Source organism: Methanoregula sp., from assembly GCF_050010295.1.
GTDB lineage: Archaea > Halobacteriota > Methanomicrobia > Methanomicrobiales > Methanospirillaceae > Methanoregula.
Window position 1 is genome coordinate 528,442 of sequence record NZ_JBEKLH010000001.1, and the last position, 19,990, is coordinate 548,431.

At 50.9% G+C, this 19,990-nt stretch carries 30 protein-coding genes and 1 pseudogene; 19 read left to right on the forward strand and 12 right to left on the reverse strand.

The features are described from left to right. Positions 1 to 120: 120 nt before the first annotated feature. On the forward strand, positions 121 to 1,389 hold the full coding sequence (locus tag ABSB80_RS02805) for an ATP-binding protein (protein ID WP_428367928.1): 1,269 nt from the start codon (positions 121 to 123) through the stop codon (positions 1,387 to 1,389). Positions 1,390 to 1,679: 290 nt separating this feature from the next. Further along, positions 1,680 to 1,727 (forward strand): annotated as a pseudogene (locus ABSB80_RS02810) (hypothetical protein); the annotation flags it as partial. 8 nt (positions 1,728 to 1,735) lie between these two features. Here ABSB80_RS02810 and ABSB80_RS02815 read toward each other — a convergent pair. Continuing rightward, complete coding sequence (locus ABSB80_RS02815) at positions 1,736 to 1,957, reverse strand: hypothetical protein (protein WP_428368003.1); 222 nt, start codon at positions 1,955 to 1,957, stop codon at positions 1,736 to 1,738. Positions 1,958 to 2,013: 56 nt separating this feature from the next. Between ABSB80_RS02815 and ABSB80_RS02820 the strand changes: the two genes are divergently transcribed. Then, entirely contained in the window at positions 2,014 to 2,325 is a 312-nt protein-coding gene (locus ABSB80_RS02820; RefSeq protein WP_428367997.1) for a DUF3800 domain-containing protein, read from the forward strand. 14 nt (positions 2,326 to 2,339) lie between these two features. Here ABSB80_RS02820 and ABSB80_RS02825 read toward each other — a convergent pair whose 3' ends face one another. Both ABSB80_RS02825 and ABSB80_RS02830 read right to left on the reverse strand, forming a co-directional pair. Continuing rightward, positions 2,340 to 3,134: a winged helix-turn-helix transcriptional regulator gene (locus ABSB80_RS02825; RefSeq protein ID WP_428367930.1), complete on the reverse strand. Its 795-nt coding sequence runs from the start codon at positions 3,132 to 3,134 to the stop codon at positions 2,340 to 2,342. Positions 3,135 to 3,179: 45 nt separating this feature from the next. After that, positions 3,180 to 3,623 (reverse strand): pre-peptidase C-terminal domain-containing protein, encoded by a 444-nt coding sequence (locus tag ABSB80_RS02830; RefSeq protein WP_428367932.1) that lies wholly within the window; start codon positions 3,621 to 3,623, stop codon positions 3,180 to 3,182. A 283-nt stretch (positions 3,624 to 3,906) separates the two neighbouring features. Here ABSB80_RS02830 and ABSB80_RS02835 point away from each other — a divergent pair, with 283 nt between their 5' ends. Further along, positions 3,907 to 4,584 (forward strand): hypothetical protein, encoded by a 678-nt coding sequence (locus tag ABSB80_RS02835; RefSeq protein ID WP_428367934.1) that lies wholly within the window; start codon positions 3,907 to 3,909, stop codon positions 4,582 to 4,584. Between the two features lie 33 nt (positions 4,585 to 4,617). Here ABSB80_RS02835 and ABSB80_RS02840 read toward each other — a convergent pair whose 3' ends face one another. Further along, positions 4,618 to 4,932 carry a tetratricopeptide repeat protein gene (locus ABSB80_RS02840; protein WP_428367936.1) on the reverse strand — a complete coding sequence of 105 codons (315 nt, stop codon included), beginning with the start codon at positions 4,930 to 4,932 and terminating at the stop codon, positions 4,618 to 4,620. A 492-nt stretch (positions 4,933 to 5,424) separates the two neighbouring features. Between ABSB80_RS02840 and ABSB80_RS02845 the strand changes: the two genes are divergently transcribed. The 4 genes from ABSB80_RS02845 (at position 5,425) to ABSB80_RS02860 (ending at position 7,679) form a co-directional block, all read left to right on the forward strand. Continuing rightward, on the forward strand, positions 5,425 to 6,354 hold the full coding sequence (locus ABSB80_RS02845; RefSeq protein ID WP_428367938.1) for a phospholipase C/P1 nuclease family protein: 930 nt from the start codon (positions 5,425 to 5,427) through the stop codon (positions 6,352 to 6,354). Between the two features lie 88 nt (positions 6,355 to 6,442). Beyond that, the gene (locus tag ABSB80_RS02850) at positions 6,443 to 7,159 is read left to right on the forward strand and encodes a hypothetical protein (protein ID WP_428367940.1); all 717 of its coding nucleotides are present in this window, start codon (positions 6,443 to 6,445) and stop codon (positions 7,157 to 7,159) included. Between the two features lie 167 nt (positions 7,160 to 7,326). Continuing rightward, on the forward strand, positions 7,327 to 7,512 hold the full coding sequence (locus tag ABSB80_RS02855; protein WP_428367942.1) for a HepT-like ribonuclease domain-containing protein: 186 nt from the start codon (positions 7,327 to 7,329) through the stop codon (positions 7,510 to 7,512). After that, positions 7,473 to 7,679 (forward strand): HepT-like ribonuclease domain-containing protein, encoded by a 207-nt coding sequence (locus ABSB80_RS02860; protein ID WP_428367944.1) that lies wholly within the window; start codon positions 7,473 to 7,475, stop codon positions 7,677 to 7,679. The genes ABSB80_RS02855 and ABSB80_RS02860 overlap by 40 nt, the downstream gene beginning before the upstream one ends. 14 nt (positions 7,680 to 7,693) lie before the next feature. On the opposite strand, the gene ABSB80_RS02865 is transcribed toward ABSB80_RS02860, so the two are convergent. Beyond that, on the reverse strand, positions 7,694 to 7,891 hold the full coding sequence (locus tag ABSB80_RS02865) for a hypothetical protein (protein ID WP_428367946.1): 198 nt from the start codon (positions 7,889 to 7,891) through the stop codon (positions 7,694 to 7,696). A gap of 120 nt (positions 7,892 to 8,011) precedes the next feature. Next, entirely contained in the window at positions 8,012 to 8,407 is a 396-nt protein-coding gene (locus ABSB80_RS02870; protein WP_428367948.1) for a hypothetical protein, read from the reverse strand. 66 nt (positions 8,408 to 8,473) lie between these two features. On the opposite strand from ABSB80_RS02870, the gene ABSB80_RS02875 reads away from it, so the two are divergent. Next, a complete protein-coding gene (locus tag ABSB80_RS02875) occupies positions 8,474 to 8,608 on the forward strand; it encodes a DUF7557 family protein (RefSeq protein ID WP_428367950.1) in 135 nt (44 codons plus the stop codon). A gap of 212 nt (positions 8,609 to 8,820) precedes the next feature. Here ABSB80_RS02875 and ABSB80_RS02880 read toward each other — a convergent pair whose 3' ends face one another. The 3 genes from ABSB80_RS02880 to ABSB80_RS02890 form a co-directional block, all read right to left on the reverse strand. Then, positions 8,821 to 9,972 (reverse strand): Fic family protein, encoded by a 1,152-nt coding sequence (locus ABSB80_RS02880; protein WP_428367952.1) that lies wholly within the window; start codon positions 9,970 to 9,972, stop codon positions 8,821 to 8,823. Between the two features lie 222 nt (positions 9,973 to 10,194). After that, on the reverse strand, positions 10,195 to 10,557 hold the full coding sequence (locus tag ABSB80_RS02885) for a PIN domain-containing protein (RefSeq protein ID WP_428367999.1): 363 nt from the start codon (positions 10,555 to 10,557) through the stop codon (positions 10,195 to 10,197). 114 nt (positions 10,558 to 10,671) lie between these two features. After that, a complete protein-coding gene (locus tag ABSB80_RS02890; RefSeq protein WP_428367954.1) occupies positions 10,672 to 10,923 on the reverse strand; it encodes a hypothetical protein in 252 nt (83 codons plus the stop codon). 84 nt (positions 10,924 to 11,007) lie between these two features. Between ABSB80_RS02890 and ABSB80_RS02895 the strand changes: the two genes are divergently transcribed. Together ABSB80_RS02895 and ABSB80_RS02900 are read left to right on the forward strand one after the other, a co-directional pair. Next, positions 11,008 to 11,559: a DUF1016 N-terminal domain-containing protein gene (locus tag ABSB80_RS02895; protein ID WP_428368001.1), complete on the forward strand. Its 552-nt coding sequence runs from the start codon at positions 11,008 to 11,010 to the stop codon at positions 11,557 to 11,559. A 48-nt stretch (positions 11,560 to 11,607) separates the two neighbouring features. After that, on the forward strand, positions 11,608 to 12,423 hold the full coding sequence (locus ABSB80_RS02900) for a KilA-N domain-containing protein (RefSeq protein WP_428367956.1): 816 nt from the start codon (positions 11,608 to 11,610) through the stop codon (positions 12,421 to 12,423). A gap of 180 nt (positions 12,424 to 12,603) precedes the next feature. Here ABSB80_RS02900 and ABSB80_RS02905 read toward each other — a convergent pair whose 3' ends face one another. After that, on the reverse strand, positions 12,604 to 12,753 hold the full coding sequence (locus ABSB80_RS02905) for a hypothetical protein (RefSeq protein ID WP_428367958.1): 150 nt from the start codon (positions 12,751 to 12,753) through the stop codon (positions 12,604 to 12,606). 273 nt (positions 12,754 to 13,026) lie between these two features. On the opposite strand from ABSB80_RS02905, the gene ABSB80_RS02910 reads away from it, so the two are divergent. Then, positions 13,027 to 13,407, forward strand: coding sequence for a hypothetical protein (locus tag ABSB80_RS02910; RefSeq protein WP_428367960.1), 381 nt, complete (start codon positions 13,027 to 13,029; stop codon positions 13,405 to 13,407). Positions 13,408 to 13,757: 350 nt separating this feature from the next. Here the strand turns inward: ABSB80_RS02910 and ABSB80_RS02915 are convergent, their stop codons facing one another. Beyond that, the gene (locus ABSB80_RS02915; protein ID WP_428367962.1) at positions 13,758 to 15,698 is read right to left on the reverse strand and encodes a nuclease-related domain-containing DEAD/DEAH box helicase; all 1,941 of its coding nucleotides are present in this window, start codon (positions 15,696 to 15,698) and stop codon (positions 13,758 to 13,760) included. 231 nt (positions 15,699 to 15,929) lie between these two features. On the opposite strand from ABSB80_RS02915, the gene ABSB80_RS02920 reads away from it, so the two are divergent. From ABSB80_RS02920 to ABSB80_RS02940, 5 genes are all read left to right on the forward strand, one after another. Then, positions 15,930 to 16,994: a helix-turn-helix domain-containing protein gene (locus ABSB80_RS02920; protein WP_428367964.1), complete on the forward strand. Its 1,065-nt coding sequence runs from the start codon at positions 15,930 to 15,932 to the stop codon at positions 16,992 to 16,994. Further along, on the forward strand, positions 16,966 to 17,475 hold the full coding sequence (locus tag ABSB80_RS02925) for a PIN domain-containing protein (RefSeq protein ID WP_428367966.1): 510 nt from the start codon (positions 16,966 to 16,968) through the stop codon (positions 17,473 to 17,475). Before ABSB80_RS02920 ends, ABSB80_RS02925 begins: the two co-directional genes overlap by 29 nt. Positions 17,476 to 17,752: 277 nt before the next feature. After that, positions 17,753 to 17,911 carry a hypothetical protein gene (locus tag ABSB80_RS02930; protein WP_428367968.1) on the forward strand — a complete coding sequence of 53 codons (159 nt, stop codon included), beginning with the start codon at positions 17,753 to 17,755 and terminating at the stop codon, positions 17,909 to 17,911. A gap of 269 nt (positions 17,912 to 18,180) precedes the next feature. Beyond that, entirely contained in the window at positions 18,181 to 18,396 is a 216-nt protein-coding gene (locus ABSB80_RS02935) for a DUF2281 domain-containing protein (RefSeq protein WP_428367970.1), read from the forward strand. Positions 18,397 to 18,399: 3 nt separating this feature from the next. After that, entirely contained in the window at positions 18,400 to 18,798 is a 399-nt protein-coding gene (locus tag ABSB80_RS02940) for a type II toxin-antitoxin system VapC family toxin (protein ID WP_428367971.1), read from the forward strand. Positions 18,799 to 18,816: 18 nt separating this feature from the next. Here the strand turns inward: ABSB80_RS02940 and ABSB80_RS02945 are convergent, their stop codons facing one another. Beyond that, entirely contained in the window at positions 18,817 to 19,080 is a 264-nt protein-coding gene (locus tag ABSB80_RS02945) for a hypothetical protein (RefSeq protein ID WP_428367972.1), read from the reverse strand. Positions 19,081 to 19,485: 405 nt separating this feature from the next. Here ABSB80_RS02945 and ABSB80_RS02950 point away from each other — a divergent pair, with 405 nt between their 5' ends. Together ABSB80_RS02950 and ABSB80_RS02955 are read left to right on the forward strand one after the other, a co-directional pair. Next, positions 19,486 to 19,755: a hypothetical protein gene (locus ABSB80_RS02950; RefSeq protein ID WP_428367974.1), complete on the forward strand. Its 270-nt coding sequence runs from the start codon at positions 19,486 to 19,488 to the stop codon at positions 19,753 to 19,755. Further along, a partial coding sequence (locus ABSB80_RS02955) for a hypothetical protein (RefSeq protein ID WP_428367975.1) occupies positions 19,752 to 19,990 on the forward strand: 239 nt, incomplete at its 3' end. The genes ABSB80_RS02950 and ABSB80_RS02955, both read left to right, overlap by 4 nt.

A 19,990-nucleotide genomic window follows, 5' to 3' on the forward strand; every position in this document is an offset into this window, starting at 1 on the left:
CAATTGTCCCACAGGCTGTGGGATAAACCTGCAGCCACCAGGCCCGCGGATCGTCCTTCCAGACAACTTTATACATTACCAATGTAAATAAAACTAACAAAGCATACATTGGTAATGTAAATGATCACCGCATCGCAGCTCGAAGAACTGGTCCACACGCAAAAAGAGACCTTCCTTGCAAAGGACCCGGGGATACCCCGGGAGATCGCCACAAAACGGATGGTAAAGACGAACGCGATCGTTGTGATCACTGGTATCCGGCGGTGCGGCAAGTCCACGCTCCTGCGCCAGCTGGCAGCGCAGTACGATGATTTCCTGTACATCAACTTCGATGACGACCGGCTCATGGACTTTACCGTGGCGGACTTCTCTGACCTCATGCTCATGTTCGAAAAGACCTCGCCCGGCGTAAAAACCCTCTTCATCGACGAGATCCAGAATGTTTCAGGCTGGGAGCGGTTCATCCGCCGCATCCACGATGAGGGATACAAGGTCTTCCTCACCGGGTCCAATGCAAATCTGCTCTCGCAGGAACTCGGGACACGGCTCACCGGGAGGTACCAAACAATCACCCTGTACCCGTTCTCGTTCCGGGAATACCTGCAGTTCCGGTCGATTGCGACCGGACGGATCACCGGAAAGAAGAAAGCAGAGATCCTCGCCGCATTCGACCGGTATCTTTCTGGTGGCGGGTTCCCTGATTACCTGAAGTCCGGCGACCCTGAGTACCTCAAGCGGATCTGGGATGACATCCTTTACCGGGATATCATCAGCCGGTTCGGGATCCGGGAGGTCAAAGGGTTCCGGCAGCTTGCCCATTACCTGGTCACCAACACGGCAAACCCGGCAACGTACAATGCCCTGAAAAACACGCTCGGCTTCAAGAGTGTCGTCTCGGTCCGGGATTATGTCGGGTTCCTTGAAGCGGCGTACCTGGTCATCGAGATCTTCCGTTACGATTTCTCCTTGAAAAAACAGTATGTCAATGACAAGAAACTCTACTGCATCGATACCGGCCTGCGCAATGCCGTGGCGTTCCGGTTCTCTGACGATAAGGGCCGGCTTCTGGAGAACCTTGTACTCATCGAGCTGCTGCGCCGGGGAAAGTCCGTCTTTTTTTTCAAAAATCCCAAAGAGTGTGACTTCATAACGGAAGAGCGGGGGAAGATCACCGGCGCAATCCAGATCTGCTATGAGCTTATGCAGGAGAACCGGGAGCGCGAACTCAGCGGACTTACCAATGCAATGGCAGTGCATGGTCTTGAGCAGGGGATTATTCTCACGTATCTTCAGGAAGAGACCATCACGCAGGATGGTACAACTATCCACGTCCTGCCGGCCTGGAGATGGCTCATCGGGGAGCAGGACATCGCAGCGGGAGCACCATGAGAGATCTTATTCGGGAAATATCTCCATCTGTCACATAATCCCGCAAATCCCCTGACCACTGTCTGGACAATTGACGGCCGGGTTGAAATATAACAAATAACTAATCCCGGTGATTGCAATAATTGAACCGGTAATTCCGGCTATAGAAAAATACCAATAGACAAATTTTTTTGACATAATCACTACCTCGCTGGTTATTTTCACAAACGGCCCCCATATCTAATCGCTTCGAGTCCCGGGAAGCGTCAAAACCTCATGCAAATATACTTCCTCGCCCATATATTTCATCTGTGAAGATCTACATCGACGAATCGGGAGACCTCGGGTTCACGGGCCGTTCATCGCCTTACTTCGTCATCGCGGCCCTATCGTCCACGACCCGCTCACGATTCGCCGGTGTTTTGCAAAAATCCGGAGAAACAAACTGAAGAAAAAATACAAGGAACTTCCTGAGTTCAAGTTCAACAATTCCGGCCCGGAGATCAAGAAAAGAATCCTTAACTGTATCGCGGCTGCCGATGCGGATATCGCCTACTGCGTGCTCAGGAAAGAACAGGTCTACCCGCATCTTCGATCGAATCACCAGATCGTGTACAACTACTGACCGGGTTTCTCATCTCCCACATTGTCCAGCAATTTTATGATGGCGGCCCTGTTGAGATTACCGTTGATAAATCCCTTAATGGGATCCAGCGGGAAGCCTTCGATCAATATCTCGTGTACAAAACGTTTGAAAAGAACCTGGGAATTGATCTCACTGCAATTCCCATTGAGATCGGGCACGCCGATTCAAAGAATGAGCCCGGTATCCAGGCCGCCGATTTCATTGCGGGAGCATTGCATTATTATAACCGGACAGATGACGACACATTCTCCGGTATCATCGATGAAAAAGTCACATTGGCATTTGATTATTTTAAAGGTCCGCAGAAATGAATAGTGAACCCTCCTCACTTCCCCGGTTCCTCCCCGGTTACCGCGCTCCTGAACGCCATCCCGGGATCCTGCCCGCGGAACCGCCTGAAGATATCCGCCCCCGCCGGGCAGAGCGTGTACCGGACTGCTCTCCCTTTTTTACTGGTGGTGATAATCCCGTCGCCGGACAACCGCTTCGTATGCCAGGTGATCGACGGGCCGGCAATGCCCAGGATCCCTGCGATCTCCTTCCGGGAGACTTCCGGGGAAGAGGCAAGGATCTCGAGGATCCTTCGCGTTGTCGGGTTCTGCAGGTGCAGGAACACCTTCTTTTCCAGTTCGCTGTACCGGCCGTTGTTCTCAAAATACCGTACTGACCTCCCGCTGCCAAAGGAAACAATCCTCCGCTTCATCCCGAGGATCAGCACGTGGTACTTCAGGGTTCCCTCTTTTACTCCGGTCAGCCGTTCCAGTGCATTGAACTTCACGCCCGGGTTTGCTGCTATACAATCATAGATCTTCTGGCGGTTCCGGTTCCACAGGACGGCATTCCGCTCGACTTTCCGGTACCCGAGGGCCGCCATCATCTTCAGGAAGAAGAAGATCTCAACCGGGTACATGAGCACCGGACAAAAAGACAGGGATACTGCAATGAGCATCTCCCGCACCGTGAGATCCCAGAATGATATCGGCACGGGGTCCTGACCCGGCAATGCACCGGCCAGGCCCGGGGCCGCGCCATATCCGCCGGTACCTGCTGTGGCGGACGGCACGGCAACCAGAAAAAGGGAAATGATGAGGGCAACAGCCCTCACCTGAGAGGGTTCCATCAATGACTATTTCTCATGACGGGATATGAGTTTTATGCTTTTGTTTTAATAAATAATAAAATTATAACTCTGGGTCCCTGAAACACTCACTCCATACACCCTGAACTTCCATGTCCCGGGAGCAATTCCGCCGGTCCTGCTGATCGTCATGAAGATTCTCCCATCCATTACCCCGTCGGATGCATCATAAAACGGGCCGATGGTCCCGTCCGGGGCGATGGCCGTAAGCGAAAGCGAATTAGGGGCATATCCCCAGTTCAGGTCCACGGTCAGGGACGTCTTTCCTGAGGGGACCACTAATGAATACCAGTTAGTCTGCCCCTGGGTGATAGTGCCAGCGGTCATGGGCGACATAACCGCAGGCAGGTGCAGGTTTCCGGCCGGGGTTACTGAATACCCGGCACGGGTGTCGACATCCTGTGCAGAAACTCCCGATATGAGCACGATGGCGCAGACCAGGATTACCAGACTGATCACGGATACTTTCATAGTATACCGGTAAGCGGATTTCGGTACCCGGCACTTAACGTTTCTAGCGCGATCGTCTACCGGTCAAGGGTCCGGTAGAGGGTTGCGTTAGAATCGTTATATATCGCGTAGCGAAATCCCCATTCGTGGACAGCCGGGGGTTGTCCCGAAAGAAATTACGGGTTCACCAAGAGACGAACTTCGCTGGACCCGGTCCGTCCGCAGGCATAAGATCATTATCGTAAATCCTATGAGGATTTTCCCGTGCCTGTCGAGTGGAGCGTATGAACAGGAGGAAAAAACCATGAAACCAATGAAACCCGGTGTCATCCTGCTGCCATTGATGCTCGCAGCGATGGCGATGGTACCGATGGTGAGTGCAGGAGAATCTGTTATGGTCCAACCGTCTTCAGATTCAGCTCGGTTTATTAATTGGGCATATCAGAACGAAGGCAAAGTAGTTACTGCCGCACAATGTCTTGAAAAAAGTGCTCCCGGATACTGGGTGAATCTATCGGATGAAAAGAAAAAAGCCTATTCGGAGATAAAAGTTGAGATCCCAGACTTCCATTCGTTGCATCAGAGGACGGAAGCGGTTTCTGCCACTTCATCTCAATCCGGAGAATCGTCTAAAACTCTGGTATCCCCTTCAGTAATAGTGTATGTAGCGACTGCAAACAGTGCCACATCAGCTATTCCCGGAGTTATTAACTATTGGGCAAGTACGTCAAATACACCCACCGCATTCCCTGTTACGAACATTATTGCACAACTTTTGAGGTGGAATGGATCGCAATGGGTTATGGTTGATCAGGGAACAGATAGCGAATATTATACAACATTCGCTGAAGTCTGGAAGAACAAACTGTTACCTTCATCAGGGCAGTACATAACATATTCTCAGCACTACGGCGATTTTCCTCCGGGGGCAGTCCCGTCGGCGTATTATTTAACCCGTTGGTCAAACCAGGTAACCTATTAATTCCTATTTTTTTTCGAACTGTTGACCATTAACCTATTTATCAAAACCATATTTTTTTGCATTTTCAAAGCTGGTTTTTGATTCATTAATCTGGTGCATGTTTTGAAGGGTAATTCCTTTTGAATACCACGCATATCCATTCGCAGGATCTAATTCAAGAGCCCGATCATAATTCTGCAAGGCTTTTTCATATTGGTTATTAACGTCGTTATAGTAATTTCCTCTCAGGACCCATGCTGTCGCATTCATCGGGTCAGACTGTACCAAAGTATCGTAATAACTTTGACTTTTATTGAGATCTTCAACAATTTTCGTAGTATTTTTTTCGATTACTGCGGGATTTTGCATCGTGCACCCGGAACAAAAAAAAACTAAAATGAAAATAAGCGAAATTGAAAGATAAAAATTCATATTTATCTTTTTTCTTTCCAAACAATAATATTTCCGGGAGAGGCATATCAGGATAAAAAGACAAATCCCGGATACTTTCATAGTATCGCGGGCCGGTTTTGCAACATGATCCCCCGCACTTCAGGGGCCTTTTGTAAACAAACATATGCCACCCCGTGAAGGTCTTCCGACTGCAGGGCCCCTGTGTGATCCTGTATCCGGTAGACGGTTGCGTTAGAATCGTTATATATCGCGTAGCGAAATCCCCATTCGTGGACAGCCGGGGGTTGTCCCGAAAGAAATTACGGGTTCACCAAGAGACGAACTTCGTTGAACCCGGTCCGCCCGCAGGCATGAGATCATTATCGTAAATCCTATGAAGGTTTTCCCGTGCCTCCGAGCGTAGCGTATGAAAAATGTACAAGGAGGTAACAAATGAACCTACATAAAATGAGCGTTGTCCTGCTGGCTCTGCTGCTGGCGGCGATGGCGATGGTACCGATGGTGAGTGCTGTCAATGACTCAGCGAAACAGTTGACCGAACCGCAACCAATTACGATCAGTGATAGCACTCAAAAGGAAACACTCACCGAAATGATAAAAGAACTGGGAGCGACTTCCAATGGAGATGTAAAGGAAAGGAACATCCTTATAAAACAATTACAAGAAATTGTCAAAGGAAGAACAAGCCTTTCCAATACCCAGAAAGCGGATGTTCTCTCAAGAGCAGGGAAAATTCTGGCACAATCAGATACCATGAGTGGAACTATAACCCCTCAATGGGCAGGATGTTATTATCCTGGCTGCTCTGCAGAGCATAACGACATGGCCAAGGTTGCCGGCCAAAAAATGGGAGTCAACAGTTATTATACTAACATTTTATACCAATATGCTTCAGAGCCCGATCGGTCAGGATCTGCTGATCATTATGCGATCACCGGTGCTCCGCAAAAAGCTGAAGATTGGGCAAATGCGGCCAGGCCATTGATCAGGAGTGGTACTGATCCCTCTACAGGGTACAAGGATCTGTCATATTCAATGCATTACATGTCAGATATGTCAGAACCTTTCCATTATGCAGTAGTCTACCTGGCCAACCATGCAGCCTATGAATCATACGTTGATGCGAACTGGAATTCTAGTAAGACGTATGTAAACGCGATTAACGGCAATACGTACTATTATTATATCACTGACGTGAGCGCTTCTGCGGATAACCTTGCAGCATTTGCGCTCCAGTACCGGCAGTATATCAACAACGAAATGAACACAGTATCCAACTGGGGTGACGATCCAACGTTAGTCCAGGACACCAAGGATTGTCTGGTTTATGGAGAACGCTACGACATGGGGCTTGTGAACTATGCTACAAGGCCATGACCTGAATCTTTAAAGGATAAAACCCATTATTTTTGTCTATGTTATAGTATCGATGAAAAAACTTATAGAACTTCAGGAGCGAGATCGCATGACCAGTATATCATGGAAAAATATTTTGATTGGTATCACATTTATTCTCGTCCTTTTCGCAATTATCTGGATTGGGGCGATTTCATATATTAACAATAATCCAGGATACTACAAGTATACTATTGATATCGATGGTCTTGAACAATTCCAGACGGGTCTTGTCACAGATATTATCATCCCCCTTCCCGTCCGGGATAGCCAGCAGGTTTTTACCGATGAAGAACTTCAGTACCAGTCGTTTGGGAACTGGAAGTCCGTGCTGGTAATGACACCGTACGGAAAAATGCTTGCATTCCAGAGTATCGGAAGGAATCTGACAGATCTCCATGCAGAGTTCTCCCATAAATACCCTGACGGAGATCGGATAAAAAATATCACTTCAGATTCATTATCACCGGTGCTGCCATATACATCATCACCATATACCCAATGGGTCTATGGTTCCGGGTCGGTCCAAAACTATTCCACGATTATCTATATTCCCGATTCACTGCAGCCACGGGACAAGGTAAACGATAAAATGGCGGTCAGGATCGAACTTATTGCAAATGGCGGAATGCAGCATTCAGTAACCGATACAACGTATCGTGTTACGATACAAGAGAACATTCCCCCGGTGGCCCGCAATATGACACCGGTCATTGCCCAGATAGGGACACTGGATGCCAGAGATCTTAATTCTGAGTATAAATGGGTCCCTGGTCCGATAATCTGAATCTCTCCCATTTTTTATGTATGATACCAAAAATCCGGCCGGGTTTCAGGGTCGATCTCGTTACCCCCGAGGGCCTTCATCCCCTTATCCGCGACCAGGTCCTGCACGAGGTCGTGTATGTCTGAAAACGATCTTCCACGCTTCTTTTGTATGATATTTCCCAGTCCGTGGAAAAGATCGAAGAATTCACCCGGGGTATTTCCTTTGATCAGCTGATGGCTGATGAACGGACGAAGGATGCGATCCTCCGTAATCTCCAGGTCATAGGGGAATTGTCGAAGAACCCTGCGGGTTCTTCTCCCGTTTCACCCCTTTGGGGTTCGACGCTTCGAAAAACCTGCCGGAATCCCTGATCGCAAACCATCCCGAAGTGGACTGGAGCGGGCTTACCGGGGTCCGGGATATTGTAACGCACCGGTATTTCCGAGTCGACTGGCATCTTCTCTGGACAAGTATTCAGAAAGAATTACCGGTTCTTAAAAAACAGATCCGGAACCTGATGAAGGAAGAACCGGGATAGTGGGGGGGCGGGACTCACTCCAGCCCCTTCGACCACCGCACCAGCACCGCCAGGACCACGATCAGCACGACGAAAAAGACGACCGGCATGTACGCCGAACCCCTGAACACGACCAGCACAATGTCCAGGATCATCCCGAGGGCCAGCCCCACAACGATGCCGACGATGAGGCGCCTGATCGTGCGGTCTTCGAATATGGTGGAGTCCGTCATGGTTGTTTCCTCACTTACCTTGTATCATGCTAGTTTTAGAAATTTTTTGCGGAGTTCTGTTTTTTTATTTTCATCACATCCAGACACCGGACTGTGCCGGTGCACGGATCACCATGTATCTCAGCCATCCCCGTCCCCCCTCCCGAACACGTCCGGGAAATATTCCCGGACCCGGCGGCGTTCCGCTTCCGTGATCCCCCGGAGCTTCCGGCCTGCATGCCCTGTGATGAATGCGGCCGCATCGTACCGGTCTGCGAACGGGCTGATCATCGGCCGGCCCAATGGCCCGGGCATGTAGCAGAGGTAGAAGAAGGTTGCCTTCCCCGGCACCGGGTGTACATAAAGTACGGTCTCCCGTATGGCCGTTATTCCGGTGACTGGCGAATGGTGCGAGATACGGAGGAGCGCCACGTCTAGACAGGGATTTGGCTCCCGAGGTCGTCCCTCCCCGTTCCGGCTGGCATCCGGCCGTTTCGTTTCCATCTTCACCAGGCACCACGGTATATTCGTATCCATTATGGATATAATTATCCAATAGTATGATAATTACATACTTGGTATATCCGGCCAGATTAAGAAGAGATGCCTCTGACAACCATCAAGATCCAGACGGAAACGCGGGACAAACTTGCGGACCTTGGGAAGAAATCAGAGAGCTATGATACTATCATCAACAAGCTGATCGATTTTTACCGGGACAATAAAAAGAAAGAGTGATGCGATTTTTAGGCTATGAGGGTCTGACGCTAAATGGGGCTCGAAGCGATTTGAAAATCGCGACATGAAAATGCTTTCAGCATTTCCATTAACCGTGCATACAATTCATTCTGAATTGTATACCCGTTTTTCTCAAATCTGCCCTTCATTCTGAACGGCATATACTCCGCTCCAGCCGCGTGGGCCAGGGCCGTAGTTTATAAAAAAGACGATTACTGCCCGGTCCCCCGCTCGATGATCCGGAGGTAATCAGTAAAGAGATATTTCTTGTACCTTTTTTTTCCGGTAATTTCCGATAGAATTTCCAGTTTTTCGAACTGGTTTACCAGATCATAGGCAGGCTGGTGACTGATGCCAAGGCTTGAGCTGATATCTGTAACGGTGACGACTGGTTTTGTGAACAAGAGGCTGAGGAGTCGGACCGCATTGAGCCCCCCGACGTTATTTTTAACAAGCGTATCGATAAGCCGTTCTTTTAAGGAAATGATCTCCCTCGCGTTCGCAAGGGCTTCGTTTGATACTTCGATGATTCCGCGCAGGAAAAATTTCAGCCATGATTCCCAGTCACCTTCCATGCGGATTTCCTGGAGCAGGGAATAATACTCCTCCCGGTGCTGTTTTAAGTAGATGCTCAGGTAAAGGAGGGGGCGGGCAAGAATGCCTTTCTGGCAGAGATAAAAGGTGATGAACAACCGCCCCATCCGGCCATTCCCGTCAATGAACGGGTGGATCGTCTCGAATTGCGCATGAACAAGCCCGATCTTGATCAGGGGCGGTATCCGGTCACCGGCCACGATGAACGATTCGAGATCTTCTAATAATTCCTGCACTTTTTCCGGTGGGGGAGGGATGAAGGTTGCTGAATGCAGGTTCGAACCTGGTGGTCCGATCCAGTTCTGGACCGTGCGGATTTTCCCCGGTTCTTTTTTACCGCCGCGTGTCCCTTCGAGCAGGATGCGGTGAATCTCCTGCAGGATCTCCAGGGAAAAGAGCTCGTGACGTGTGCGTCCGAGTCCCTCGTCCATTGCCCTGATATAATTGATGACTTCCTTAACCTCGTTGATGTCGTCACCCGGGACCATATCTGCTTCGAACTCGAGCACTCCCTGGAGCGAGGCCTGCGTCCCTTCGATCTGGGAGCTGAGCAGTGCCTCTTTTTTCACGTACATGGCGACGAAGAGATCCGCGTTGGGGAGGATCGTGGTCATGCCGTCCAAGCGTGCGAGGGCGCGGTCTGCTTCTGAGAGGAGGTGATGAAGCTCGTCATCGAAATGGACCGGCGGATCCGGGGGGAGGGGCTTTGGGATATATGCCTGGTATCCTCCTTTCTGGCGTACCGTGATTCCCATCCGGCTTTCGATCATAATTCTTCTTCTCCAGAATATCCATTCGGTTTCTGCATGTAAGTCTGGTAAGGCAGAGTTACACGCGATAATTATGGTTAAGTCTGTTTAACCAGAATAAGATTGTTGTGCCGAAACAGGTCTCCTTTGCGGGCACCGGGTGGGCTTGTGCACATACGGGATTCCTGTCCTGGTGGTACGATAAAGATTTTAGCGGGGCCCGGGGATGTACTGCCGGACGTCTTACTCCCGGGCAAACCGCTCTATTCTTTCGACAAGGTCACGGGTTGACCAGACCGTCAGGAGATCCTGCCTGGTAAAATGCCGGTCTTCTGTCCAGATACCTGTTATACCAAGGGCAAGGCCGACAGCGAGAAACGGGGCATCATCTTCATCAACCGTTTCCATGATCTCCATCGCACGATGGTATTCGTGCCCGAAGTCTTCAAAAGGAACGAGGACCACGCGCCCGAGCAGGGAATGGAAGAGGAGATCAAAGTCGGGTCCGGGAATTTTTGCTTTTTTCACCAGGTAAGGCCGGTGTTTTGCGAGCTCGGTCTCGATATAATCCGGGGCGAAGAAGGAGAAGGAATCGTGCAGGAGAATCTATCTCGAACTGGAATCCCTGAGGAGACCGATGATCCGGTTGGTATCTATGACAAGTTTCATCAAGCCCTGCCTTGGTCATGTAGTTGAAGGATTGGGTGTGCATCCGTTCATTCAGGTGATGTCTGCTTTCCTGCCGGTATTTCCTGAAGCCCGGCTCTTGTAATGTTTCTGGATCCCCGCCTTCACTTTCCGATCAAGCGACATGATATCATCTTCCGTGAGCTCGCTCCCCTGCGTAATGGCGTTCATGAGTTCAATTTTCCTGGCGTAATCCTCAATTGCCCGCCGTGCAATTTCGCTCCACCGTACTTCGTTGTGCGCTTTCACGATCTGGTAGACCTCTTCCGGGAGGGACAGCGTCATGTTCGGCATCACATCATCACACATATTTATGTGTGCTCACATATTTAAGAGAATTGCGGCCGGGTCTGCCAGACAGGGTCTGGTATCCGGGGATGGTTATCAGGCCGGTACGGCCGCGGGTTTGCGAGAACCAATCTCTTCAACATGATTCGCTTTGCAAAGGTTTTCCCGAACCGTTCGATAGTCCACTCACTGAGTGGACAATTGGGGTGGACCCATTTCCGGACTATTATCTATATCGGGGATCCGCTTGCCCGGGAATTCTCTACAGAAATGTGCCGGCCCGGACGGTGGAGTGTCCGGGTGCTCCAGGAAAAGATCCGGGGAATGCTCTTCGAACGGACTGCCCTTTCAAGGAAGCCGGAGGAACTCGCGAGAAAAGAGCTTGAAGCGTTGCGTGATGAAGACATGATGACGCCGGATCTTGTATTCAGGAGCCTGTATTTGCTCGATTTTTTAGGACTTCCCGATTCCTTTTCTGAAAAAGACCTGGAGAATTCGATCCTTCGTGAGCTGGAGCGTGGAACGGGTTTGGTGTGTGGCGGGGGGCAGGTCGAGGGCCGGAGGGGTTCTACGGCGGTTCCGAAACTTTTGGCGATGTCCGGGGGGATGAATTTTCTCTTTCACCCTCCGTAGTTGGGGTTTTATTATCAGAAACATGAGTGATTACACCGGGACATGATCATGGCTAAGATCCGTGTGCTGGATAACGAGATTTCATTTTATTCAAACAATGATGAGGATTTCATCTGCATTACCGATATTGCACGATACAAAGATCCGGACAATACCGATGATTTAATCCGGAACTGGATACGGAACCGTAATACTATCGAATTTCTCGGAATATGGGAACATCTGAATAATCCGGATTTTAAACCCGTGGAATTCGACGGGTTTAGAAAACTTGCAGGGCTCAACAGTTTTACCCTGACTCCCAAGCAGTGGATTGAGAAGACATCTGCCATTGGTCTCGTCTCAAAACCGGGACGATACGGGGGAACGTATGCCCGCAAGGATATCGCGTATGAATTTGCTTCATGGATCTCGGTGGAATTCAAACTCTATCTGATCAAGGAATTCCAGCGTCTCAAGGATGAAGAGCGTAAGCAGCTCGGCTGGGACATACGGCGCAACCTGGCAAAGATCAATTACCGGATCCATACAGATGCGATTAAGGAGAACCTGATACCGGCTGAACTGACCCGGCCGCAGATTACCACGGTTTACGCATCCGAAGCGGATGTACTGAACATGGCATTATTCGGCATCACGGCAAAAGAGTGGCGGGAGGCGAACACCGACAAAACCGGAAATATCCGGGATTATGCGGACATCTCGCAGCTCGTCTGTCTCTCCAACCTGGAAAACCTGAATGCCCACTTTATCAGCGAGAATATTTCCCAGCAGGAGCGGCTGGTGAAGCTGAACACGATTGCAATTCACCAGATGAAACTGCTGACCGATCATGATGGGGTACGGAAGATCGGCAAACGGTAGCAGGAAAAATTCCGGAAAGAATAATGTCCGGGATAGGTCGGGGGGTCTGAAGCTTCAGTTGGGACTCCGCCCCCTCACTCCTGCCACTTCGCCCACCGCACCAGCACCGCCAGGACCGCGACCAGCACTAAATCGAAGATTTACTTCGTAAATCTTCTCCTCCTCCAGGTCCTGATGGACCTATCGGACAACAAAGGCCACCGGCATGTACGCCGAACCCCTGAATACGACCAGCACCATATCGAGCACCATCCCGAGGGCCAGCCCCGCAACGATGCCGACAATGAGGCGTTTGATTGTGCGGTCTTCGAAAATGGTGGAGTCTGTCATGGTTATTTCCTTACTTAACTTGCATCGTGCTAATGGTTTTGGAATTTGTTTGTGATGTTTGGCTTTTTATTTTCATCACATCCAGGCACCGGACTCTGCCGGTGCACGGGTCATCATGTATCTCAGCCATCCCCGCTCCCGAACACGTCCGGGAAATATTCCCCGGACCCGGCGGCATTCCCCTTCCGTGATCCTGTCGGGCTTCCGGCCTGCCAGCCCGATGATGAACGCAACCGCATCGTACCAGTCCGCGCGGGTGGGCGCGGGAGTGTTGTGCTGCCATCATCCCATATGCCGGTGACTGGTGAGATTTTCCCGGAACGGCAGAGTATCACGCTCAGACCAAGCGTCTATAGCCGGGGGTGTCCGATCGGGATTTTCTCCGGGGTCCGGGAATTGACGAACTGGGTTCACCAGGCACCGAATTATAAGTCGGTATGCAAACAGGATATCCTGCACCTCCGCAGGGTGCCACTGACCGGAGTTATCGCCCGTGAACTCTGGCTCTTATCACCGTGGGGGACCTGGCAGTATTTCCGGATTCTTAACGACCGGCTCATCGAGATCCGGGCAGATGGGACCCCGGTACTACAGGGGGTGGTGCCCGGGGTACCCCCGTCCCGCCCTGTATTATCGTCGGAGAGCAGGAAATGAGATCCCCTTTTTTGACCTATAGGGGGCTCACCCCCCTATTTTGGTGAAAAAGGCCAATCCGGGCTCGTATAGGGCTTATTTTCCATTTTTCCGGATTTCGCCGACCGGCCTGTTTCGGCCCTTTTTTGAGAAGGTTTTTCTGGAAATGCTGGTACTGCCCCGGATTACCAGACCGGGCTTTTTACGAGGGATAAAACCGGCCTGTGTAGATCTGTTTGGTTGGAGGATAGGTCATGGAGACGGGTTTTGGGACGTGGTAGGCGAGGTGAAGGAATCACTAAAATGGGGTTTTGGGGGATCAGCCATCGGCGGATTTATGCTCCAGGTGTTCAATTGGAGATACATATTTTTCACGCATACTGCCGGTCATCCGGCACATCTTCCACGCTTCGTGTCGGAGGCCGGGAAACCCCAGACTCATCCACCACCCGGCTCTTCACCATCGTATCGATAAACTCGTTCGGCTCGGAATATGTTACAACTAGGATATCTGACGCCCGGGTCAGCGCGACGTAGAGCAGCCGCTCCTCATGATCGCGTTCATCCGGATGGCGCGGAGTGAACTGGTCGGCCCACATCACGAAGACGACGCGGTACTGCAGGCCCTTGGCCGAATAGACCGTCTGGACCTTGATGGACTGTTCGAATACTTTCGTCCTCGCACCCCGGTTCTCGTTCAGCCAGGTAACTGGGGCAACCTTTCCAAGATCTTCGATGAATCCCTTGAACAGGTCTCTCTCGCTCTTCGGTATCCCGTGATACAGGATGCCGATATCCTGGGGCCGGACCTTCACGGCCTTGTTCAGGAATTTAATCTTCCCGTCCAGCAGTCTCCTGACGATATGGATGATCCTCTGGCATTCATCGGCATGATCCTTGCATGTGTACAGGATCGGCCGCGGTCCCCTCCGCATCGCTTGACTCGGGTCGACCGGCACGATCGAGATCGAGTCCTCGGAATTTTTAATGTTCTTCGCGGTGAAATGCTGCGCCAGTTTCAGGATCTCCCGGGTATTCCGGTAATTCCGATCAAGGTCGAACGCCTGGTGGATAGTCCTCCCCGCAGCTCTGATCCCGAGCGATTTCCAGCTCACGGCACCGATGAGACGGACTCCCTGGTTCCCGTCGCAGACTATCAGCAGGTCACCATCAAGTGGGTCCTGCAGGGCTTCGAGGATGCAGGTGAACCAGATGGAGGGGAAGTCTTGGGCCTCGTCGATCAGGATCGCATCGTAGTTCCGGTAATCGCCGGTCCGTTCCTTCAGGTGGTCGAGCAGCCGGCTCCCGAGATTCTCGTCTGTTTCGATCCTGTCCGTCGCCGGATCCCTTTTCCTGCGGGTGATGCTGTTGTATTTTGCCCAGCCATCGAAATGATGCACATGGATCCGGGAGTAGTCCTTCAGCATATGCCTGAGCCAGGCACTCAGGGCTACGTTGTAGCAGAGCAGGAGGATCTTTGCATCGGGATCCCGGTCATTGAGCCATTTGGCCCGGGAGATAAGAAGGACGGTCTTCCCGGAGCCGGCAACGCCATAGATGATCCGGTGACCTTCGCCGATCTTCCGGGCATTGTTCTCCTGCCGGCGGTCAAGGACAACCAAATCGAAACACTGATCGGTCTCCTCTTCGGTCAAGGGCCGGGACGGGATATAGCTCAGGATGATCTCCGGGTGGATGATGGAGCGGAGGACGTCGACCTGTCCGGATGTGAACGGAGTGATCTTCCAGAAGGGATCGAAAAACCTCATCAGGGTATTTCGTAATTCTTCGGGAGACACATTTTCAAGGGCGACCAGTTCGTCCCGGAACAGGGTATTATCCATCTTGAAAATTTCGGATACATCCTGATCTTTGCGCCGTAAAATATTGTCCCGGGTGATATTGGACAGGATCACGAAATGACAGAACGGGAAGAAGAATTTGTTTTTATGCCGGCCTTCCTGGTGGAGAAGCTGGGAACGGTTTGGACTTTTCTCGCAAGCCCCGGCCAACCTCCACATATAGTTCCGGGCCTGTTCGAGCGGATGGATCTCCTGCCGCTCTCGACCATCGGTATTAACGGTAATCTCCAGATGATTGCCTTTGACGATATCGTCAAGGAACCAGCCTTTCACTTCGATGATAATAACACCGAGATCCGGCGCGATCACAATAAAATCCGGATGCCGGTTATCGATATTGGGTTCATAATAGACGAGATAGTCATCCGGCAGTTTTTTCAGAAGAGCGAAGGTGCGTTCTTCTCCCCGGCTCGCTTTAGACGGAAGGCGATCGGGAATGAATTCGGCCATATGTTCCTGATGAGCCCTTTATCGCAATTGACGATATTTGTTTGGATAAAATAATCAATAGGACTCAATTTTTACAATATTAAAATTACATTACATTTTTTACAAATCATTCAGATTTCCACTCCCCTCCCGGCTTCATCCCACCGGCACAAACCCCATGATTATAAATATCAGGTTACAAATAGTAATGTAGTTAGTCGATTTGTAAACTAACCGTTTTTGGTGGAGCACGTGAGCCTCGGAGAGAGCATAAAATTACGGAGACAGGTCCTCAGGATATCGCTGAGAGGCCTTGCGGAACAGATCGGTGTTTCGCACACGACGGTCGACAAATATGAAAAAAACAAACTGGTCCCGGATTCACAAGTCCTGATCAAACTCAGTAAAATATTGCGGATCCCTGTCTCATCCCTGCTCAGGCCGGAGAACCAGCAGATCCAGCTCAGCCACATGGCATTCCGTTCCACGAAGATGCTGAAACGGGAAGAGAAGCAGATCAACGCCGAGACAAAAGAATGGCTGGAGCGGTATCTCCAGATCGAGAGCCTTGCGGGCCGGCCCCGGGTCTTCGGGATGCCTGCGGGTTTCCCACGGAACATTTCTTCATTTGAAGAGGCTGAAGAGGCGGCACGGGATCTCCGGGCCGCGTGGGACCTCGGGACCGACCCGATTGAAAACCTGACGTACCTGCTGGAAGATAAGGGCATCAAGATCGGGATCATCGGCGGGATAACAAAATTCGACGCGTTATTCACCGAATACGCCGGCCACCGGGTTATTGTCGTGAAGGAAGATCTTCCCCAGGCACGGCAGCGGTTTTCCCTCGCCCACGAACTCGGGCACTGTCTCCTCGAAGTGGAAGGAGATCTTAAGGAAGAGAATGCAATGCACCGGTTTGCCGGCGAGTTCCTTGTTCCCCGGGAGAAGGCCCTCTTCGAGCTGGATGAAACCCGGCATAAGTTTTCCATCAAGGAGCTGCTCATCCTCAAGGAAAAATATGGTTTCTCGATGGGGGCATGGCTGCACCGGGCCCTGGACACCGGCATAATCTCTTCAGAAGATTACCTCGCGATCCGGAAGTTCTTCGTGAAGAAAGGCTGGCACCGGAAGGAGCCCGATGATGATATCGCAAAGCGGGAGAAACCGGCCCTTATGGAGGCTATGGTTCTCCGGGCACATGCCGAAGGAATCATTTCCACATCGAAGGCTGCTGAATTATTAAACCAGAGCATCAGTACCTTCTGTTCAGTAGACGGGGAATCGGACATTGAGTGCTCGGCAATCTTATGTACTTGATACAAATACCATAATTGACCTTCATTGTGCAAAACTGCTCTCCAAAGTATTCCAATTGCCCTGCGATTTTTCAGTAACCGATTCGCTGGCTGATGAATTTCTTAATCCCCCGTTCCAGGTGCTGAAAGAGCTCGGTTTGTGTTTTGAACCACTCACCTCTGAAGAAATTGGAAAAATCCGGGTATTGATGGCGACATATTCCAAACCATCATATTACGACATTTCAGTCCTGGTCCTTGCCCAATCGAAAAATACTGTTCTTATCACCGGTGATGAAGCTCTGCGCAATGCTGCAGCAGATAACAGCGTGGACTGCCGTGGGACCTGCTGGCTGATAGATTATCTTGCAAACGAGAGGATCATCACATTTACTGAGGCGATCGCGGCCTACAACGTGATTTTGAAGAAACCGAGATTTCCCCCGAAGGATGAATGCAAAGCTCTCCTTATAATCTGGAAACAACGGCAGAAATTGGAATAGCCCCTCATTGATGAGGGTAGAACTTCTCACCGCCAGCAAATATCTGCACCGGTGCACTGGTGACCCAATTTCGTCAAACCCCGGACCCAAAAGAAAATCCCGATCGGACACCCCCGGCTCGATAAGCTCGGTCTGAACGTGATGGCAAAGTTCCGGGAAAATCTCACCAGTCACCGGAATATGGTAGAATGATAATACAGGATTCTATGCCCCCCATCCCCACACTTTCACCCTCCCCCTGCCTCCTCCATATCCCCTTCTCCACGCATTCCCTCATATGAAAAGACCAATCCGCAACTGGTGCATGGAAACAGAACGGGTCAGGCTGGCACGGGAAGAAGATCCAACCGTCGGACTTGTTTCTTGCCTTGAGAAGGACTGCCCGCGATATAAGCCGGAATATCCGTACTGCATTCTGATGACGAAGAGCGGGTGATGACCGGTTTTGAATGAAGAAACCGTTCTTTGTGTGCACGGACCCGGAAAGAAAAGAGGATCGGTTTACCGGCCTGGTTCTCTGCGTCGGGCCGGACCGTCTGAAAAATGATCACGGTCGGGGTATCCAGATTCAGGCCAAAGGAGACTGGTCCTCCCTGAACTGATTCCGCCGGGAGAAAACATACCCCGATAAGCGTCAGATCCCTTCACCGGTCTCCTCACCCGAAAAGATTCTATGCATAAGAAACAATAAAATGATGAATCATTATGTCCTCCTCTACCGGTTCGGTTGAAGAAAAAATCCGAATGCTGCCGCCCGATTTACGTGAGGAGGCGATCCATTTTATCGAAGAGCTTGCGAAGCGGAAGAAACAACCCCGGAAAAAGAAGTTCCGCCTAGGCTGGGCCGGTGGCCTTTCCCACATCGATAAAAGTATAACCTCCGTTGAGCTCCAGCATGAAGCATCGAAGTGGCGGGGCTAGAGATTGTATCTCCTCGACACCAATATTTTTCTTGAACTGCTGCTCGACCAGAAAGAATCCGGGTCAGTCCGGGCACTTCTCAGTACCAAAAACCCTGAAGAGCTGGGAATCAGCGATCTCGCGTTTCATTCAATCGGGATTATTCTGTACCAGAAAAATGCCCCACACCTCTTCTCGGATTTTATTGAGGACCTTTTCGGAGATGGAGGGATTACCCTGTTCGCGCTGGGCAGTGAAGATATGAAACGCCTGGAGCATGTGTCATTATCATTCAAACTTGATTTTGATGATGCATACCAGTACGTTGTTGCGGAAAAATTTGATCTGGTCCTCGTCAGCTTTGATACGGATTTTGATCGGACAGAAAAAGGAAGAATAGAGCCAAAGGATCTCATATCCTGATTCCTGTTTTATCCACGTTCAGGCTATGGGAGTTTGATCCTCCCTGAATTGATCCCGCCGTGAGAAAACCCACCCCGAAAAAACTAGGAAAACCAGGAAAAACTCAAGGGTCAGGTACCCCTCCAGGCTGAGGCGGTGAGTATGTGCGAGCGGGCTGAAATACCACAGCCAGCCGATCCCGGTGATCGCGATTATTGCACCGGTAATTCCGGCTATGGTAAAGAACCAATAGAGAAATTTTTTTGACACGATCATTACCTCACTGGTTCCGGATACTTTCATAGTATACCCGGTAAGCGGATTCCGGTATCCGCCACGTAACGTTTCTAACGCGATCGTCTACCGGTCGGGCGTCCGGTAGAGAGTTGCGTTAGAATCGTTATATATCGCGTAACGAAATCCCAATTCGTGGACAGCCGGGGGTTGTCCCAAAAGAAAGGACGGGTTCACCAAGCGACGAACTTCGTTGGACCCGGTCCACCCGCAGGCATGTGATCATTATCGTACATTCTTATGAGGATTTTCCCCTGCCCGGGTTGACAACAAGGGAAGTGATAGCATAGACTCCACATACAGAAAGCAGAACAAAACTGGCGGTGTCCGGCAGGATACCGTCCTGATTAACGAAGAAGAGCGGCCATTTACACATGACCGGGACATACTCCGGAAGACGGAGGCGGGCACAGGATGCCGAAGAGTAAATCCGTGACTGAAGGTGGAATCCCGCTCTATCTCCTGCCACGGGCAATCGCCTGGCAGATCACCCGGTTCGGTGACTCAGTGTACCGCATCAGCGTGAAACGGACGCACTGGCATCATTACAACATATCCGTCAGGACAAAATCCCTGCCAAAGGAACTTGCCCCGGCACGGGTTACGGGACTAGAGGGTCCCGGGGATTCCGTCACTGAACACCGGCACAGTACCGGTGAGCCGGGCTTGGGGTGCGATGCATGACACGCGGGCCGCTACCGACAGAGGCGATCAGGCAGGCAATAAAGAACGCGGCAGGACGCGGGACCGTGATGGACCGTGACCTGCTCCGGGAATCGTGGCTTGAATTCATCCTTTTCTGCCACGGCCTTACGGTCTTTGTCCGGGTCCGGCGGTGCCGTTCGCACCTCATGAGTCCGGAGGATTGTGCCGCGGAATGTAAACAGGATATCCTGCATCTCCGCAGGGTGCCACTGAC